Genomic DNA, 17,518 nt, shown 5'->3' with positions numbered 1-17,518 from the left:
GTTAGGTTTTCGGAGCACGATTGCCGAGCGATTCGACTAGCCCCAACGCATCACAGCCAACAGCCACACCAGGGACAACGCGGACGCTACCCAGATGCTCCAGTCGGTCACGCCGATTACCAGCAGATGCAGGTAGGCGCTGCCGAGAAGACCGATGAACAAGCGATCGCCACGGGTGGTGGCAATCGGCAGAAACCCTCGCCGCAAGATGCTCGGCGAGCGCAATTCCCAGGTGGTCATGCCCACCAGGATCAACCCGATCACGATGAAAAACGCCGCCGTCGGGACGGTCCAGCTCATCCATTCCATCATCAGTTCCTCAGACCCGGCCCAGGGCAAAGCCCTTGGCCACGTGGTTGCGAACGAACCAGATCACCAGCATGCCGGGGAGAATAGTCAACACCCCCGCTGCCGCCAGTACGCCCCAGTCAATCCCGGATGCCGACACCGTGCGCGTCATCACCGCCGCGATCGGTTTGGCGTTCACCGAAGTCAGCGTGCGCGCCAGCAGCAGTTCGACCCAGGAAAACATGAAGCAGAAAAACGCCGTCACGCCGATGCCGGAGCCGATCAGCGGGATGAAGATCTTCACGAAGAACTTGGGAAAGCTGTAGCCGTCGATGTAGGCGGTTTCGTCGATTTCCTTCGGCACCCCGGACATGAAACCTTCGAGGATCCACACCGCCAGCGGCACGTTGAACAGGCAGTGCGCCAGCGCCACGGCAATATGGGTATCGAACAGGCCGATCGACGAATACAGCTGGAAGAACGGCAGCAGGAACACCGCTGGTGGCGCCATGCGGTTGGTCAGCAGCCAGAAGAACAGGTGCTTGTCGCCGAGAAAACGGTAACGGGAAAACGCATACGCCGCCGGCAGCGCCACGGTCAGGGAAATGATCGTGTTCAGACTGACGTAGTACAGCGAGTTGATATAGCCGGTGTACCAGCTCGGGTCGGTGAAGATCACCTTGTAGTTCGCCAGCGTGAAATCCTGTGGGAAAAGGGTCAGTCCGCCGAGGATTTCGGTGTTGCTCTTGAACGACATGTTCAGCAGCCAGTAGATCGGCACCAGCAGGAAAAAAATGTAGAGCAGCAGGGGAATCAGCTTTCTTTTGCTCATGGCCGGGCCTCAGCGGTTGGCATCGTTGTGGGTCATGGCGGTGTAGAACAGCCAGGACACCAGCAGGATGATCAGGAAGTACACCAGCGAGAATGCCGCCGCCGGCCCCAGGTCGAATTGGCCTACGGCCATCTGGGTCAGGGTCTGACTGAGGAAGGTCGTCGAGTTACCCGGCCCGCCACCGGTGAGCACGAACGGTTCGGTGTAGATCATGAAGCTGTCCATGAAGCGCAGCATCACCGCGATCAACAGCACGCTTTTCAACTTGGGCAACTGAATGTGCCGGAACACGGCCCAGGCCGAGGCCCGGTCGATACGCGCGGCCTGGTAATACACATCGGGAATCGCCCGCAGGCCGGAGAAACACAGCAGCGCCACCAGCGAAGTCCAGTGCCAGACGTCCATCACCAGCACGGTGACCCAGGCATCCATGGTGTTCGCCGCGTAGTTGTAGCTGATGCCCATGGCGTTGAGGCTCGACCCGAGCAGGCCGATGTCGGCGCGGCCGAAAATCTGCCAGATGGTGCCGACCACGTTCCATGGAATCAGCAGCGGGATCGCCAGCACGATCAGTACCACCGACGACCAGCGACCCTTGGTCGGCATGGTCAGCGCAATGGCGATGCCGAGGGGGATTTCGATCAGCAGCACACACGCCGAGTAGATGAACTGGCGCAGCAGCGAATCGTGCAGGCGCGGGTCAAGCAGCACCTGTTTGTACCAGTCGGCGCCGACGAAGTAGCGGCTGGACTGGTCGAAGATGTCCTGCACCGAATAGTTGACCACGGTCATCATCGGAATCACGGCACTGAAGGCCACCAGCAGGAATACCGGCAACACCAGCCACCAGGCCTTGTTGTTCTGCACCTTGTTCATGGCTGTACCTCGCTGTCGGTGGCATCCAACAGAAATTCGTCGGCATAGACCATCAGCCATTGCGCCGGAAAACTGATGTACGCCGTGCCCTGCGGCACCGGTTTGTCCTCGGCCAGGCGCACTTTCAGCGGTGCGCCGTCCAGATCCAGGGTCATGATCTTGTAGGTGCCGAGGTCTTCGACGTGTACGACTCGCGCCTGCATCGCGTCATCGAACGGCTCATCCCACACATGGATGAACTCGGGACGGATGCCGACCTTCAGATTTTTCCACTGACCGTGTTCGATATGGCGCTGCAAGCCGTCGGACAGCGGCAGATGGGTCGAGTTGAAACCGACCCCGCCCGGTTGCGGCTGCACTTCGATCAGGTTCATCCCCGGGCTGCCGATGAAGTAGCCGACAAAGGTGTGGCTTGGCCGCTCGAACAATTCCCGTGGCGTGCCGAACTGGACGATCTGGCCGCCGTACATCACCGCGATCTTGTCGGCGAAGGTCGAGGCCTCCAGCTGATCGTGAGTGACGTAGACCATGGTGATGTTGAACTGCTCGTGGATCTGCTTGAGCTTGCGCCGCAGTTTCCATTTCAGGTGCGGGTCGATCACCGTCAGCGGCTCGTCGAACAGAATCGCCGAGACGTCATCGCGCACCAGACCACGGCCCATGGAGACTTTCTGTTTTTCGTCGGCGGTGAGGTTGCGCGCCTTTTTGCTCAGCAGGTTCTGCAGGTCGAGGACTTCGGCGATTTCCTGCACCTTGCTGTGCACTTTCGCCTCGGCCAGGCCCTGATTTCTCAAAGGAAAGGCCAGGTTGTCGAACACGGTCATGGTGTCGTACACCACCGGGAACTGGAACACCTGGGCGATGTTGCGCTTCTCCGGGGTCAGGTCGTTGACCGCTTTGCCGTCGAACAGCACATGACCCTGAGACGGGCTGAGCAGGCCAGAAATGATGTTGAGCAAGGTCGACTTGCCGCAGCCCGAAGGGCCGAGCAAGGCATAGGCACCGCCCTGCTCCCAGATGTGGTCCATCTCGCGGATCGCGTAATCCTCGGGCCCGCTCGGGGTTTTGCTGTAGCTGTGGGCGAGGTGCTGCAAACGGATTTCGGCCATCAGGCAACCCTCGCGACGCGCCGGCCCGGTGCCTGCACCAGACGGCCCTGCGCATCGAACACAAACAGTTTATGGGTCGGGATATAGATGCGGATCGGCGCATCGACGTCGTATTCGTGAACGCCGGGCAAATGCAGCACCAGCAGGAAATGCTCGTTGCGCACGTGCAGGAAGGTTTCCGAACCGCTGATCTCCGCCACCTCGACGGTCACCGCCAGTTCCAGGTCGTCGTCGTTGCTCGGCACCAGCGAGATATGACTCGGGCGCACGCCGAAACGGAACTCGCCCTCGCCCACCGGTCGCAGATCGACGTTCAACGGAAAGTGCACGAAGTTGGCGAAGCTCACTTCGTTGCCGGCGATACGCCCCGGCATCAGGTTGATCGGTGGCTCGGAGAACAATTCGGCGGCCAGCACCGTTTGCGGCTGGTGATAGACCTCGGTCGAAGGGCCGCTCTGGATCACCCGGCCTTCATGAAGAATGGTGGTGGTGCCGCCCAGCGCCAGCGCTTCATTGGGCTCGGTGGTGGCGTAGATGGCGATGGTGTGGCGCGCCTTGAACAGCTCGCGCATTTCCTGGCGCAATTCTTCGCGCAGTTTGTAGTCGAGGTTGACCAGCGGCTCGTCGAACAGAATCAGTTCGGCATCCTTGACCAGCGCCCGCGCCATCGCGGTGCGCTGCTGCTGGCCACCGGACAGTTCCAGCGGATAGCGCTTCAGGAATTTCTCGATGCGCAGCATCTTCGCGGTTTCCTGAACCTTGCTCTGGATCTGCTCGTTGGAGATCCCGGCCTGGCGCAGCGGCGAGGCGATGTTCTCGAACACCGTCATGGTCGGGTAATTGATGAATTGCTGATAGACCATCGACACGTTGCGCAAACGCACCGGGCGCTGGGTGACGTCGACGCCGTTCATCAGGATGCGGCCGCTGTCGGGCTTGTCCAGACCGGCCATCAGACGCATCAGACTGGTCTTGCCGGACAGCGTGCGCCCGAGCAAAACGTTGAAGGATCCGGGTTCGAATTTCAGGCTCGCATCGTCGATCCAGGTCTGGCCCTCGACGGTACGGCTGACGTGCTCCAGGGTGAGTGACATGGCTCGGCCTTTTTATTATTGGAGTCAAGCGACCTTTCCTGTAGAGCGACATTCGTGCCAGAAACGGCAAGCTGTTGATTTCCCGAAAAATTCGCTGGAGGCCAGGCAAACCGGGGTTCGTAGCTGAACACAAGTGAACAGTTGCTACTGAACAATTGAACAGTCGGGCGATTGACAATGAACAATAGTGAACAACACTCTATGGATGCTTTTTGCTCGTCGAACGAGCCATAACAAAAACAACAAAGCACCTTTCAGAGACTGCCAATCATGGCCGCACCTGCCCCGCCGCTTTCCCACGATGCGATCGTCCAGGACTCCTGGTCCCGTTGCCGCGCCTTCGGTCTCAATCATCAAAGCGCCCCGGCCTTCGATCAGTTGCCCGCCGCCGGCATTGCGCAGTTGCTCGACCGCCATCATTCGCTGGTGCAGACCACTCACCAGGAAGTGCTGCCGTATTACGAGAACATCCTGAGCAATTCCAATTGCCTGATCATGCTGGCCGACAATCAGGGCCAGGTGCTGACGTCCTGGGGCACCCAGCGCTTTATCGAGCCGAATCTGGCGCGCGGTTTTCAGGCCGGCGCCAGTTGGGTCGAACGCGCCAGCGGCACCAACGCCATCGGCACGGCGCTGGCCTGCGAGCAGGCGGTGCACATCGAACACGATGAACACTTTCTCAAGGCCAACCGCTTCATGACCGGTTCCGCCGCGCCGATTTTCGATGCCGAGCGCAAGGTCATCGCCGTACTTGATGTGTCCAGCGACAGCTATCTGCCGCCCTCGCACACCCTCGGCATGGTCAAGATGATGAGTCAGACCGTGGAAAACCGGCTGATCCTCAACCTGTTCCATGGCCAGCACTTTCAACTGACCTTCAACACCGGGTTGAACAACCTCGACAGCCAGTGGGCCGGGCTGCTGATCTTTGATGAGAGCGGTCAGGTGTTGTCGGCCAACCGCCGGGCCGACAATTTGCTGGGTGTGCGCTTGTCGCGGGTCAGCGTTGAGAGCCTGTTCAAGGTGTCGTTGCTGGAGTTGATCAATCAGCCGGATGGGTTGCCGTTTGCCTTGCAGACTTCCGGGCGCAATCGTTTCCAGTGTTTGTTGAAACGACCTAAACAAGCACAGATTCAGGCGCGGGTCTTCACTGAAGCCAGACCCACCGAACCGAAAGTCGCCGTACCCACGGCCATCAGCCTGAGCACGTTGCACTTCGGTGACAGCCGCGTGGAAAAAGCCGTGCGCCAGGCCGAACGCTTGCTGGAAAAGGACATCCCGCTGCTGATTCACGGGGAAACCGGGGTCGGCAAGGAAGTCTTCGTCAAGGCCCTGCACCAGGCCAGCTCCCGCAGTAAACAGGCGTTCATCGCCGTCAACTGCGCGGCGATCCCAGCCGAACTGGTTGAGTCCGAACTGTTCGGCTATGAGAAAGGCGCATTCACCGGCGCCAACCAGAAAGGCAGCATCGGCCTGATCCGCAAGGCCGACAAAGGCACGCTGTTCCTCGATGAAATCGGCGACATGCCGCTGCCGACTCAGGCCCGGCTGTTGCGGGTGTTGCAGGAGCGCTGCGTGCAACCGGTGGGCAGCAGCGAGCTGTTTCCGGTGGATCTGCGGATCATCTCCGCCACCAACCGCTCGCTCAGGGAACAGGTGCAACTGGGGCGCTTCCGCGAAGATCTGTACTACCGCATCGGCGGTCTGACCCTGGAATTGCCACCGCTACGCGAGCGCAGCGACAAGCAGGCGCTGTTCAAACGGCTGTGGGAACAACATCGCGAGCCGTCGCAGTGGGCGGGATTGAGTCGTGAGGTGCTGGAGCTGTTCGAGCGGCACCCGTGGCCGGGCAATCTGCGTCAGGTCAGCAGCGTGATGCAGGTGGCACTGGCGATGGCCGAGGAACAACCGATTCGACCCGAGCATTTGCCGGAGGATTTTTTTGTCGATCTGGAGATGGAGCCCGTGGAAATGGCCGAGCCGTTGGGCATCGACCTGAACGATGCCGAGGCGTTGAACCGTGAGTTGCAGCTGGCCGGCGGGAATATTTCCCACCTGGCGCGGCGATTGGGGGTGAGCCGCAATACGCTGTACAAGCGATTGCGGCAGATTGAAAGCTGAGCGCCTCCATAGCGGATCAGACTGAAACGGCTGGCTCAACAGGCGCAGCCGATGCGGCCGCCAACGTCCGCAGGCCCATCAACACCACAACCATCATCATCAGACCTGCGGCTATCGCAACGCCGAACCCTGCCCGTGCGCCCCAGGCATCAATCACCAGCCCCGCCAGCATGCCGCCGAGCGCCACGCCGATGCTGATCCCGGTGGTCATCCACGTCAGTCCTTCGGTCATCCTCGCCGCCGGGATAATGATCGACCCCAGCTTCATCACCACCACCATGGTCGGCGCAAACGAGATGCCGGCGATAAACAGCATCGCGGTAAGGACATAAACGTCCGGTGAGAAAACCGGCAATACGCCGGTGACTGCCGTGACCAGGATCCCGATAAAGAACTGTTTTTCAATCGCCAGCGAAACCCGCAGCGCGCCGAAGGTCAGACCCGCCACCAGCGAGCCGAATGCATAGGCGGCAAGAATGAAGGTGGCAGCCGATGGCCAGCCTTGCGCATTGGCGAAGGCCACAACGGCAACATCGATCGCTCCGCCAATACCCCCCATCGCCAGCAACGCCAGGACAATGGTGCGAACGCCGGGAATCAGCAGGGTCGAACCGCTGTTTTTCCGGTTGCCCGCCACCACTTTCGGTTCGGTCTGCCGCTGCATGAGAAACGCCGTCACGCCGACAGCGAGCAACCCTACCGCCACCAGCGGCCCGGCTTCTGCGAAGAAACTCACACTCAAACCGATCGCCAGTGGCGGGCCGATGATGTAAGCCAGTTCAGTGAGGACTGTGTCCAGCGAGAACGCGGTGTGCAGTTGCGGCTTGCCACGAAACAGCTGCGTCCAGCGTGCGCGGATCATGGACGGCATGCTCGGCATCGTCCCCGCCAGAGCCGCCAGCACAAAAAACAACGCGGCCGGAGCCCTCAGGTGCACGGCAACAATCAGCGCCAGCAGCATGACGATACTGAAGGCCGTAACGACGGGCAGCACACGACTCTGGCCACGCCGATCAACCTGTTTCGAGATGCGCGGACCGAGCAGCGCATTAGCCAGGGTAAACGTACCGGCGACTGCGCCCGCCAGCCAGTAAACGCCAGTCTGCTGCACCAGCATGGTGATGATGCCGATACCGATCATTGCCTGGGGCAGTCGGGCGATGGAGCTCGCGAGGATCAGCCCGGTGGCGCCGGGTGTCGATACCAGTTCGCGATAGTGATTAGCCATGATTCCTCCCTTCCGGATTCGCCGCTGATGAGCATCCTGCCGCGTGCGCTATCAAGACCTATGCGAATACCAAAAGCAATCACACATTGTCTGGATCGTTCCCACGTCGAGGCGTCGAACCGTCTGCGTGGGAACGCCTCAATGGGCGCTCCGCGTCCGCTTCGGCATGGGACGCGGAGCGTCCCGGGCTGCATTCCCACGCGGAGCGTGGGAACGATCAACTGTCTGCGTGAGATCGATCAATCGGACAGAAAAACAAAAACCCGCACAAGGCGGGTTTTGTTTGTAACAGGCGCAGCAATCAGTCAGCCAGACGCCAGGTCGTGCCGCCCTTGCCGTCTTCCAGCACCACGCCCATGGCGGTGAGCTGGTCGCGGATGCGGTCGGATTCGGCCCAGTCCTTGTTGGCACGGGCAGTCAGGCGCGCCTGGATCAGTGCATCAACCTCAGCCGCATCGACCCGCCCTTCGGCACCGGCCTGCAGGAAGTCATCGGCTTCAAGCTGCAACACACCTAGCACGCTGGCCAGTTCCTTCAAGCGCGCCGCCAGACCGGCCGCCGCATCGAGATCGCTCTCGCGCAGACGGTTGATCTCGCGAACCATCTCGAACAGCACCGCACAGGCTTCCGGCGTGCCGAAGTCGTCGTTCATCACCTGGGTGAAACGCTCGACGAAGGCTTCGCCACCCGCCGGTGCCACTTTCGGCAAGCCTTTCAACGCATGGTAGAAACGCTCCAGTGCGCCCTTGGCGTCCTTGAGGTTGTCTTCCGAATAGTTGATCGCGCTGCGGTAGTGGCTCGACACCAGCAGGTAACGCACGACTTCCGGGTGGTACTTGTCGAGCACGTCGCGAATGGTGAAGAAGTTGTTCAAGGACTTGGACATCTTCTCGCCATTGATACGGATCATGCCGCAGTGCATCCACGCGTTGGCGTAGGTCTTGCCGGTGGCCGCTTCGCTCTGGGCGATTTCGTTTTCGTGGTGCGGAAACTCGAGGTCGCTGCCGCCGCCATGAATGTCGAAAGTCTCGCCGAGGCAGCAGGTGGACATCACCGAGCACTCGATGTGCCAGCCCGGACGCCCGGCGCCCCACGGCGATTCCCAGCTCGGCTCGCCAGGCTTGACGCCTTTCCAGAGCACGAAGTCCAGCGGATCTTCCTTGGCTTCGTCGACCTCGATCCGCGCACCGATGCGCAGGTCTTCGATCTTCTTGCGCGAGAGCTTGCCGTAGCCCATGAACTTGCCGACGCGGTAGTACACGTCGCCATTGCCCGGGGCGTAGGCGTAACCTTTGTCGATCAGGGTCTGGATCATCGCGTGCATGCCCGGAATATGATCCGTGGCGCGCGGCTCCATGTCCGGCTTCTTGATGTTCAGGCGCGCTTCGTCTTCGTGCATCGCCGCGATCATGCGCTCGGTCAACGCTTCGAACGATTCACCGTTCTCGTTGGCCCGGTTGATGATCTTGTCGTCGATGTCGGTGATGTTGCGCACGTAGGTCAGGTCATAACCGCTGAACCGCAACCAGCGGGTCACCAGGTCGAACGCGACCATGCTGCGGCCGTGGCCCAGGTGGCAGTAGTCGTACACGGTCATCCCGCAGACGTACATGCGCACCTTGTTGCCATCCAGCGGCTTGAAGACTTCTTTGCTCTTGGTGAGCGTGTTGTAGATCGTAAGCACGGTGTTTCCTTAAGACTTGATCACTGGCCCCACGAATCGCGCAGGGTCACGGTACGGTTGAATACCGGCTGACCTGGTTTCGAGTCCTTGATATCCGCGACGAAGTAGCCTTCGCGCTCGAACTGGAAACGGTCTTCCGGCTGTGCATTGCCCAGCGAAGGCTCGGCACGACAACCGGTCAGCACTTGCAGTGAGTCAGGGTTGATGTTGTCCAGGAAACTCGCGCTGTCTTCGGCCTTCTCCGGGTTCGGAGAACGGAACAGGCGATCGTACAGACGCACTTCGCACTCGATGCTGGCAGCGGCCGGCACCCAGTGGATCACGCCCTTGACCTTGCGGCCTTCAGGGTTCTTGCCCAGGGTGTCCGGATCGTACGAGCAACGCAGCTCGACGATGTTGCCGTCGGCGTCCTTGATCGCTTCGTCGGCACGGATCACGTAGCTGCCGCGCAGACGCACTTCGCCGTTCGGCTCCAGGCGCTTGTAGCCTTTTGGCGGCTCTTCCATGAAGTCATCGCGGTCGATGTAGATTTCACGGGCGAACGGCAGCTGGCGCACGCCGAGTTCTTCTTTCTGCGGATGACGCGGCAGTTCGAGGTTCTCGACCTGATCTTCCGGGTAGTTGGTGATCACGACTTTCAACGGACGCAGCACGCACATGGCGCGCGGGGCGTTCGCGTCCAGGTCCTGACGGATGCTGAACTCGAGCATGCCGAAGTCGACCACGCCGTCGGAACGGTTGGTGCCGATCATCTCGCAGAAGTTGCGGATCGACGCCGGGGTGTAGCCACGACGGCGGAAACCCGACAGCGTGGACATGCGCGGATCGTCCCAGCCATTGACGTGTTTCTCGTCAACCAGTTGCTTGAGCTTGCGCTTGCTGGTGATGGTGTAGTTGAGGTTCAGACGGCTGAATTCGTACTGACGCGGGTGCGCCGGCACCGGCAGTGCGTCGAGGAACCACTCGTACAGCGGACGATGGCTTTCGAACTCCAGGGTGCAGATCGAGTGGGTGATGCCTTCGATGGCGTCCGACTGACCGTGGGTGAAATCGTAGTTCGGGTAGATGCACCACTTGTCACCGGTCTGGTGGTGATGAGCGTGGCGGATGCGGTACATGATCGGGTCGCGCAGGTTCATGTTCGGCGAGGCCATGTCGATCTTGGCGCGCAGCACGCGGGCACCGTCCGGGAATTCGCCGGCGCGCATGCGGGCGAACCAGTCCAGGTTCTCTTCCACCGAACGGTCGCGGAACGGGCTGTTCTTGCCCGGCTCGGTCAGGCTGCCGCGGTATTCCCTGGCTTGCTCGGGCGTCAGGTCGTCGACGTAGGCCTTGCCGGCCTTGATCAGCTCGACGGCCCAGTCGTGCAACTGGTCGAAATATTGAGAGGCGTAGCGCACTTCGCCGGACCATTCGAAGCCCAGCCATTTGACGTCGCTTTCGATCGCGTCGATGTATTCCTGGTCTTCCTTGGCCGGGTTGGTGTCGTCGAAACGCAGGTGGGTAACGCCGCCGAACTCCTGGGCCAGGCCGAAGTTCACACAGATCGACTTGGCGTGGCCGATGTGCAGGTAGCCGTTGGGCTCAGGCGGGAAACGGGTGACGATCTGCGTGTGCTTACCCGAGTCCAGGTCCGCCTGGATGATCGGGCGCAGGAAATTGACCGGCGTAACGGGGCCGGTCTTGGAATTCGAGGTAGGGTCGACAGTGGGCTTGCTCATAGGATCCTTGAACGTACAGTGCGCGGCCGGGACACGGGCCTGACAAAACAAAGCCGCTATCATAGCCGATGCTGTCAAGCCCCTGACAGAGCAGGGCTTAAAAGGAATGCATTTAATCGCCGGGTTTTGAAAAACAGCCTCGAAATTCGCGCCTGTCACGCTAAACTGCGCACCTTGGCCCTCACGGGCTGAACCGGTACGGGGCCCAAATGTCCCAATACCCACGAATTCCTTATAAAGAGCATCGATCATGACTCAAGTTAAATTGACCACCAACTTCGGTGACATCGTCATCGAACTGAACGCTGAAAAGGCGCCTCTCACCACCGCCAACTTCATCGAATACGTCAAGAAAGGTCACTACGAGAACGTCGTGTTCCACCGCGTCATCAAAGGCTTCATGATCCAGGGCGGCGGTTTCGAGCCAGGCATGAAAGAAAAGAAAGACAAGAGCCCGAGCATCCAGAACGAAGCCGACAACGGTCTGAAGAACGACAAGTACACCATCGCCATGGCCCGTACCATGGACCCGCATTCGGCTTCGGCGCAGTTCTTCATCAACGCCTCCGACAACAGCTTCCTGAACCACACCGCCAAGACCGCCCAGGGCTGGGGTTATGCCGTGTTCGGTAAAGTGGTTGCGGGCACCGACGTTGTCGACAAGATCGAAGGCGTTTCCACCACGTCCAAGGCAGGCCACCAGGACGTACCCGCAGACGACGTGATCATCGAGAAAGCCGAGATCATCGAAGCGTGATATTGCTGATTTCAGACTTGCATCTGGAAGAGGAGCGCCCGGACATTACCCGGGCGTTTCTGGATTTGCTCGCCGGACGCGCCCGCTCGGCGAGTGCGTTGTACATTCTGGGCGACTTTTTCGAGGCGTGGATTGGCGACGACGCCATGACCCCCTTCCAGCGTTCCATCTGCCAGGCCCTGCGCGAACTCAGCGACAGCGGCACGGCCATTTTTCTGATGCACGGCAATCGCGACTTCATGCTCGGCAAGGCCTTCTGCAAGCAGGCCGGCTGCACGCTGTTGAAGGACCCGAGTGTCGTGCAGTTTTACGGCGAACCGGTGCTGCTGATGCACGGCGACAGCCTGTGCACCCGCGACGAAGCCTATATGAAGCTGCGCCGCTACCTGCGCAACCCGCTGAGCCTGTTCATCCTGCGCCACCTGCCCTTGCGCACCCGCCACAAACTGGCGCGCAAACTGCGCAGCGAAAGCCGGGCGCAGACGCGGATGAAGGCCAATGACATCGTCGATGTCACGCCGGAGGAAATTCCGCGGATCATGCAGGAATACGGGGTGAAAACCCTGGTTCACGGGCACACCCATCGCCCGGCGATCCACAAGTTGCAGATCGGCGATCAGGCGGCGAAGCGGATTGTGCTGGGGGATTGGGATCGTCAGGGTTGGGCGTTGCAGGTGGATGAGAACGGGTTTGCGTTAGCGCCGTTTGATTTTGCGCCACCGTTGGCATTGCCGCACGGCTGAAGATCGCTACCCCCTCACCCCAGCCCTCTCCCCCAAGGGGGCGAGGGGGAAAGGGAGCCGATATTCGTAGTTTTCAGAATCTGAGCTCGACTCTGTTTCGCAAGTCTGCACTTCAAGGCCTGAGTTCAACTCGGACTTTCAGGTCGGTGTAACCCGAATATCCACCTCGGTCAGTCCCCTCTCCCTCCGGGAGAGGGTTAGGGTGAGGGAAAGCTCTTGATCTTAGTGCCCGGAAGCCGCCGGCCCTGCCTTGGCTGCGAATGGCGGCTTGGCCAGCCACACAATCAGAATCAACCCCATAAACCCCCATCCCAGCAGCGTGAAGTAATCCACGGTGGAGAGCATGTACGCCTGACTGGTGAGGATCTGATCCATCTGCGCATAGGCCGATTGGCTCGCGCCACCCAGCGAATGCAAGGTCTCGCGAGTCGCTGGTTCGAAGGTGCTGATACTCTCGCTCATGTAGGCATGATGCTGATCCGCCCGGCGAATCCAGATCCACGTGGTCAACGACGCCGCAAAACTGCCACCCAATGTCCGCAGGAACGTCGCCAGACCCGCACCATCGGCAATCTGGTTCGGCGGCAAGTCCGACATCAGAATGCTCAGGGTCGGCATGAAGAACAGCGCCACGCCAATCCCCATGAACAACTGCACCAGAGCGATGTGCTGGAAGTCCACCTCGTTGGTGAACTCCGCACGCATGAAGCAGCTCAGGCCGATCGCCAGGAACGCCAGCCCGGCGAGCAGACGCAGGTCGAACTTGTGCGCGTACTTGCCGACAAACGGTGACAGCAGCACCGGCAGAATACCGATCGGTGCCACCGCCAGTCCGGCCCAGGTCGCGGTGTAGCCCATCTGGGTCTGCAACCACTGCGGCAGGATCAGGTTGATGCCGAAGAACCCGGCGTAACCCAACACCAGCACCAGCGTACCGATGCGGAAGTTGCGATAGGCGAACAGGCGCAAATTGACTACCGGATGCTGGTCGGTCATTTCCCATATCACGAATACCGCCAGCGCGATCACCGAAATCGCCGCGCCGATGATGATGAAGTTTGACTCGAACCAGTCCAGGTCATTGCCCTTGTCGAGGATCACCTGCAACGCACCCACGCCGATGATCAGCGTGATCAGCCCGACGTAATCCATCGGCTGACGGCTGGTGACCACCGGGCGTTTGGCCAGCTGCTGGCGCACCACCATCACCGCGAAAATTCCGATCGGCACGTTGATGAAGAAGATCCACGGCCAGCTGTAACTGTCGGTGATCCAGCCGCCGAGGATCGGCCCGGCAATCGGCGCCACCACCGTAACCATCGCCAGCAACGCCAGGGCCATGCCCCTCCTCGCCGGTGGATAGACCGCGATCAGCAGCGTCTGGGTCATCGGGTACAACGGCCCGGCCACCAGGCCTTGCAGCACGCGGAAGCCGATCAGTTCCGGCATCGATGTGGAAATACCGCAGAGGAACGAAGCCAGCACAAACAGAATGGTCGCCCACAGAAACAGCTTCACCTCGCCGAAGCGACGGCTCAGCCAGCCGGTGAGCGGCAGCGCAATGGCGTTGCTCACGGCGAACGAGGTGATGACCCAGGTGCCCTGCTCCGAACTCACGCCGAGGTTGCCGGAAATGGTCGGCAGCGCCACGTTGGCGATCGTGGTGTCGAGCACCTGCATGAAGGTCGCCAGCGACAGGCCGATGGTGCTGAGCAACAGGCTGGGCGGCGTGAAAGAGGCGTTATTGCTCATCGCGAATCCTATGAAGCCGGGTTGGCGCCGTGTCTGTTACGGACACAGCTGCCCTTTGTGGGAGCAAGCCCGCTCCCACAGGGGGAAAGAGATCAGCGTTGCGCAGTCTTGCTGACCGCCGCGCTGTTGTCGTGGATCAACTGGGTGATCATCGCGTCGGCTTCGGCCAGTTGGCGATCGTAGACGTTGGTGCTGAACGAGGCCTTTTGCGGCGGTTGCTGGGCCAGTACCGGGCCGCTCTGGTCGTGCAGATTGACCTCGACATTGGTCGACAGGCCGACGCGAAGCGGGTGTTTGGCCAGCTCTTCGGCGTTGACGTGAATCCGTACCGGCACACGCTGCACGATCTTGATCCAGTTACCGGTGGCGTTCTGCGCCGGCAACAGGGCGAACGCGCTGCCGGTGCCCGCGCCGAGGCTGTCGACGGTGCCGTTGAACTTGACGTCACTGCCGTAGATGTCCGACTCGATCTCCACCGGTTGGCCAATGCGCATGTCACGCAGCTGGGTTTCCTTGAAGTTGGCGTCGATCCACAGCTGATCCAGCGGAATCACCGCCATCAGCGCGGTGCCCGGCTGCACACGCTGGCCAAGTTGCACGGTGCGTTTGGCGACATAACCGGTGACCGGCGCAATCAAGGTGCTGCGAGCGTTGGTCAGGTAGGCCTGACGCAGTTGCGCGGCGGCGGCCATCACGTCCGGGTGCGAGGACACCACGGTGTCATCGACCAGCGCGCTGGTGGTTTTCAGTTGCTGTTTGGCGTTGGCCAGGGCGTTCTGCGCCGAGGTCAGGTCATCGCGGGCGTGGGACAGTTCTTCCTGGGAAATCGCCCCGCCGGCCGCGAGGTTTTTCCGGCGGTTGAAGTTGTCCTGGGCTTTCTGCACTTCGGCCTGTTGCGCATTGACCTGGGCCTTCATGCCGTCGACGTTGCTGTACAGGCCGCGCACCTGACGCACGGTGCGGGCCAGATTGGCCTTGGCACTTTGCAGGCCGACTTCGGCGTCATTCGGGTCGAAGTTGATCAGCACCTGGCCTTCATGCACCAGATCGCCATCGTCAGCACCGATGCTGACCACGGTGCCGGTCACCAGCGGGGTGATTTCCACCACGTTGCCGTTGACGTAGGCGTCGTCGGTGCTTTCGCTCCAGCGCCCGATGAATTCGTGATACGCCCAGACGCCGGCACCGGCGAGGGCAACCACAACGGCCAGCACCAGCAGCATCACCTTGCGTTTGCGCGGATTGCCAGTGTCCTGGGCGTTGTCTTGAGCTTGTGTGTTTTCGGCAGTGGCCATGACAAGTACCTTGAATTAGTTGTGCGGCGTGGCTGGGGTGGCGTTGGCTGCGGTCAGGGTTTGCCCCTGGAAGCCGCCGCCCAGCGCTTGCATCAGTTGAATCGACAGGTCGATCTGCTCGGCATTCAGGTTGGCCAGCTGACGCTGGGCCTGCAGCAATTGCTGCTCGATGCTGAGCACGTCCAGGTAGTTGCCGATGCCGGAACCGTAACGCTGGACGACGGTGTTGTAAGAATCCTGGGCAATCTCGGTTGCGTGCTGCTGGGCGCCGATCTGCCGGCCGATGTCACGCAGCTGGTTAATGGTGTCGCTGACATCGCCCAGGGCTTTCACCAGACTTTTGTTGTACTGCGCCACGGCGAGGTCGTAATCGGCGTCGCGGGCATCGAGGTTGGCGCGCAGGCGTCCGCCATCGAAGATCGGCACCGAAATCGTCGGGGCAATGTTGAAGAAGCGACTGGCGGAACCGAACATCGCGTCCCCCAACAAGGATTCGGCACCAGCGGAAGCCGACAGGTTCAGGTTGGGATAGAAGCGGGTCTTGGCCGAGTCGATGTCCTTGCTCGCCGCCTCGACACGCCAGCGCGCGGCGACCAGATCCGGACGACGGCCCAGCAGTTCGGCGGGAAGCACCGATGGCAGTGCGACAGCGCTGGCTTGCAGGACTTTCGGCCGAGCGATTTCGTTACCGCGATCCGGGCCTTTGCCGAGCAATACGGCCAGGGCGATTTTCGCGCTGTTCAGGCGCTTTTCAGCGTCGATCAGGCTGGCTTCGGAGCTGGCTTCCAGACTTTGGGTCTGCTGGAACTGATACTGGCTGTCGATCCCGGAACTCAGGCGGCGCTGGCTCAGGTCGAGCATCTGTTTGGTGCGCTTGAGGTCTTCGTTGGCCAGGTCATAAACGATGTGCGCCTGACCCAGATCGCTGTAGGCCCGGGCCACGTCAGCAGCCAGGGTCAACTGTGCGGCCTGACGGTCGACCTCGGCGGCGCGGGCCTGACCGAGTGCGGCTTCCCAGGCGTCACGCTGACCGCCCCACAGGTCGAAGTTGTAATTGAAGCCGGCGCTGATGTTGCGCACGGTGGAGTAAGCCCCACCCTGCCCCAACGGATCCTGATCCCGGGCCAGACGCGAACGGCTGATGCCGGCGCTGGCGTCGAGGGTCGGATAGCGCTCGGCATCGGCGGCGTACGCGGCGGCGCTGGCCTGATGGGCGCGGGCGTCGGCGATCTGCATGTCCGGGCTGTCTTTCAGCGCTTCGCGGATCAGACCGTCGAGCTGCGGATCGCCGAGGCTGGTCCACCAGTCGCTCTTCGGCCACGCGGCCTGGGAAAGGGTCACGCCGTTGAGCGATTGCCCGGTCTGCAGGGTTTTCGCATCGAGACTGGTGCCCTGGGTATCGAGGCCGCTGTAGTTGGCGCAACCGGCGAGAATCATCGCCGACAGCACCAGTGTCAGGCTGCTGCGCAAGGTTTTACCGCTCATTGTGTTCACCTAACCGCTGGATGGTGATCGGGTCACCGGCTGCCAGCAAAATTTTCTTGAGGATGTATTCCAGGGTTTTCAACTCGTCCGGGGTCACGGCGCCGGCCAGCTCATTCATGGCGTCGGCGCCGATGTGCGGCAGGCGATCGGCCAGTTGCTGGCCCTGCTCGGTGAGTTTGAGTTGCACCTGACGGCGATCGCCTTCGCTGCGTTGGCGAACCAGGAAACCTTTCTGCTCCAGACGGTCGAGCATGCGAGTCATCGAACCGCTGTCCAGCGACAGATGCCGGCACAGCTCGGCCGGGGTGTCGACGCCGAACTGGGCCATGATGATCAACACCTTGAACTGCGCGGCGGTGATGCCGTGGGGTTCCATGTGGGTGTCGATGATCTTGTCCTTGAGCAAGGCGGCACGGCCGAGCAACAGGCCGAGATGGCAATGCTGGAATTCGTCGGGGGTGAAATGCTTCATGTGCTCACCTAATAACTGCCTAGGCAGTGAATGTATGTCGAGATGTTACTGCCTAGGCAGC

15 protein-coding genes are annotated in these 17,518 nt (G+C 60.9%); 3 read left to right on the top strand and 12 right to left on the bottom strand.

Annotated elements, in window-relative coordinates; genetic code table 11:
• Window positions 1-36: 36 nt before the first annotated feature.
• The 5 genes from ACODTD_RS24495 to ACODTD_RS24475 are packed head-to-tail and all read right to left on the bottom strand — an operon-like array spanning window position 37 to window position 4,199.
• Window positions 37-309 (bottom strand): DUF2160 domain-containing protein, encoded by a 273-nt coding sequence (locus ACODTD_RS24495; RefSeq protein WP_039767461.1) that lies wholly within the window; start codon window positions 307-309, stop codon window positions 37-39.
• 10 nt (window positions 310-319) lie between these two features.
• Complete coding sequence (locus tag ACODTD_RS24490) at window positions 320-1,120, bottom strand: carbohydrate ABC transporter permease (protein WP_011334979.1); 801 nt, start codon at window positions 1,118-1,120, stop codon at window positions 320-322.
• A 9-nt stretch (window positions 1,121-1,129) separates the two neighbouring features.
• Window positions 1,130-1,996 (bottom strand): carbohydrate ABC transporter permease, encoded by an 867-nt coding sequence (locus ACODTD_RS24485; protein WP_007951487.1) that lies wholly within the window; start codon window positions 1,994-1,996, stop codon window positions 1,130-1,132.
• Window positions 1,993-3,105 carry an ABC transporter ATP-binding protein gene (locus tag ACODTD_RS24480; protein ID WP_007951488.1) on the bottom strand — a complete coding sequence of 371 codons (1,113 nt, stop codon included), beginning with the start codon at window positions 3,103-3,105 and terminating at the stop codon, window positions 1,993-1,995. Before ACODTD_RS24480 ends, ACODTD_RS24485 begins: the two co-directional genes overlap by 4 nt.
• Window positions 3,105-4,199, bottom strand: a complete 1,095-nt coding sequence (locus ACODTD_RS24475) for an ABC transporter ATP-binding protein (RefSeq protein WP_007951489.1) — start codon at window positions 4,197-4,199, stop codon at window positions 3,105-3,107. The genes ACODTD_RS24480 and ACODTD_RS24475 overlap by 1 nt, the downstream gene beginning before the upstream one ends.
• Window positions 4,200-4,469: 270 nt before the next feature.
• Here ACODTD_RS24475 and ACODTD_RS24470 point away from each other — a divergent pair, with 270 nt between their 5' ends.
• Window positions 4,470-6,320, top strand: coding sequence for a sigma-54-dependent Fis family transcriptional regulator (locus tag ACODTD_RS24470; protein WP_489105319.1), 1,851 nt, complete (start codon window positions 4,470-4,472; stop codon window positions 6,318-6,320).
• A gap of 16 nt (window positions 6,321-6,336) precedes the next feature.
• On the opposite strand, the gene ACODTD_RS24465 is transcribed toward ACODTD_RS24470, so the two are convergent.
• The 3 genes from ACODTD_RS24465 to ACODTD_RS24455 form a co-directional block, all read right to left on the bottom strand.
• Entirely contained in the window at window positions 6,337-7,548 is a 1,212-nt protein-coding gene (locus ACODTD_RS24465) for an MFS transporter (RefSeq protein ID WP_221614381.1), read from the bottom strand.
• A gap of 301 nt (window positions 7,549-7,849) precedes the next feature.
• Window positions 7,850-9,232: a cysteine--tRNA ligase gene (gene cysS, locus ACODTD_RS24460; protein WP_011334983.1), complete on the bottom strand. Its 1,383-nt coding sequence runs from the start codon at window positions 9,230-9,232 to the stop codon at window positions 7,850-7,852.
• Window positions 9,233-9,252: 20 nt separating this feature from the next.
• Complete coding sequence (locus ACODTD_RS24455) at window positions 9,253-10,953, bottom strand: glutamine--tRNA ligase/YqeY domain fusion protein (RefSeq protein ID WP_039767474.1); 1,701 nt, start codon at window positions 10,951-10,953, stop codon at window positions 9,253-9,255.
• A gap of 250 nt (window positions 10,954-11,203) precedes the next feature.
• On the opposite strand from ACODTD_RS24455, the gene ACODTD_RS24450 reads away from it, so the two are divergent.
• Together ACODTD_RS24450 and lpxH are read left to right on the top strand one after the other, a co-directional pair.
• Window positions 11,204-11,710 (top strand): peptidylprolyl isomerase, encoded by a 507-nt coding sequence (locus ACODTD_RS24450; protein WP_011334985.1) that lies wholly within the window; start codon window positions 11,204-11,206, stop codon window positions 11,708-11,710.
• Window positions 11,707-12,453 (top strand): UDP-2,3-diacylglucosamine diphosphatase, encoded by a 747-nt coding sequence (gene lpxH, locus ACODTD_RS24445; RefSeq protein ID WP_085745960.1) that lies wholly within the window; start codon window positions 11,707-11,709, stop codon window positions 12,451-12,453. The genes ACODTD_RS24450 and lpxH overlap by 4 nt, the downstream gene beginning before the upstream one ends.
• A 222-nt stretch (window positions 12,454-12,675) precedes the next feature.
• Here lpxH and ACODTD_RS24440 read toward each other — a convergent pair whose 3' ends face one another.
• The 4 genes from ACODTD_RS24440 to ACODTD_RS24425 all read right to left on the bottom strand — a co-directional run bounded on the left by ACODTD_RS24440 (window position 12,676) and on the right by ACODTD_RS24425 (window position 17,457).
• Window positions 12,676-14,205 carry a DHA2 family efflux MFS transporter permease subunit gene (locus ACODTD_RS24440; protein WP_011334987.1) on the bottom strand — a complete coding sequence of 510 codons (1,530 nt, stop codon included), beginning with the start codon at window positions 14,203-14,205 and terminating at the stop codon, window positions 12,676-12,678.
• A gap of 92 nt (window positions 14,206-14,297) precedes the next feature.
• Window positions 14,298-15,500: an HlyD/EmrA/EmrK family protein gene (locus tag ACODTD_RS24435; protein ID WP_201820069.1), complete on the bottom strand. Its 1,203-nt coding sequence runs from the start codon at window positions 15,498-15,500 to the stop codon at window positions 14,298-14,300.
• A 15-nt stretch (window positions 15,501-15,515) separates the two neighbouring features.
• Window positions 15,516-16,985, bottom strand: coding sequence for an efflux transporter outer membrane subunit (locus ACODTD_RS24430; protein ID WP_102687171.1), 1,470 nt, complete (start codon window positions 16,983-16,985; stop codon window positions 15,516-15,518).
• The gene (locus tag ACODTD_RS24425) at window positions 16,975-17,457 is read right to left on the bottom strand and encodes a MarR family winged helix-turn-helix transcriptional regulator (protein ID WP_011334990.1); all 483 of its coding nucleotides are present in this window, start codon (window positions 17,455-17,457) and stop codon (window positions 16,975-16,977) included. Before ACODTD_RS24425 ends, ACODTD_RS24430 begins: the two co-directional genes overlap by 11 nt.
• Between the last annotated feature and the right edge of the window lie 61 nt (window positions 17,458-17,518).

Source organism: Pseudomonas sp. FG35, from assembly GCF_057809295.1.
The sequence above is the reverse complement of the archived record's forward strand: the minus strand, read 5'-3'. Positions and strand labels throughout refer to the sequence as shown.

Coding starts and splice junctions, on each gene's coding strand:
- ACODTD_RS24495 (WP_039767461.1), bottom strand. CDS start 309: ATGGAATGGATGAGCTGGACCGTCCCGACGGCGGCGTTTTTCATCGTG.
- ACODTD_RS24490 (WP_011334979.1), bottom strand. CDS start 1,120: ATGAGCAAAAGAAAGCTGATTCCCCTGCTGCTCTACATTTTTTTCCTG.
- ACODTD_RS24485 (WP_007951487.1), bottom strand. CDS start 1,996: ATGAACAAGGTGCAGAACAACAAGGCCTGGTGGCTGGTGTTGCCGGTA.
- ACODTD_RS24480 (WP_007951488.1), bottom strand. CDS start 3,105: ATGGCCGAAATCCGTTTGCAGCACCTCGCCCACAGCTACAGCAAAACC.
- ACODTD_RS24475 (WP_007951489.1), bottom strand. CDS start 4,199: ATGTCACTCACCCTGGAGCACGTCAGCCGTACCGTCGAGGGCCAGACC.
- ACODTD_RS24470 (WP_489105319.1), top strand. CDS start 4,470: ATGGCCGCACCTGCCCCGCCGCTTTCCCACGATGCGATCGTCCAGGAC.
- ACODTD_RS24465 (WP_221614381.1), bottom strand. CDS start 7,548: ATGGCTAATCACTATCGCGAACTGGTATCGACACCCGGCGCCACCGGG.
- ACODTD_RS24455 (WP_039767474.1), bottom strand. CDS start 10,953: ATGAGCAAGCCCACTGTCGACCCTACCTCGAATTCCAAGACCGGCCCC.
- ACODTD_RS24450 (WP_011334985.1), top strand. CDS start 11,204: ATGACTCAAGTTAAATTGACCACCAACTTCGGTGACATCGTCATCGAA.
- ACODTD_RS24440 (WP_011334987.1), bottom strand. CDS start 14,205: ATGAGCAATAACGCCTCTTTCACGCCGCCCAGCCTGTTGCTCAGCACC.
- ACODTD_RS24435 (WP_201820069.1), bottom strand. CDS start 15,500: ATGGCCACTGCCGAAAACACACAAGCTCAAGACAACGCCCAGGACACT.
- ACODTD_RS24430 (WP_102687171.1), bottom strand. CDS start 16,985: ATGAGCGGTAAAACCTTGCGCAGCAGCCTGACACTGGTGCTGTCGGCG.
- ACODTD_RS24425 (WP_011334990.1), bottom strand. CDS start 17,457: ATGAAGCATTTCACCCCCGACGAATTCCAGCATTGCCATCTCGGCCTG.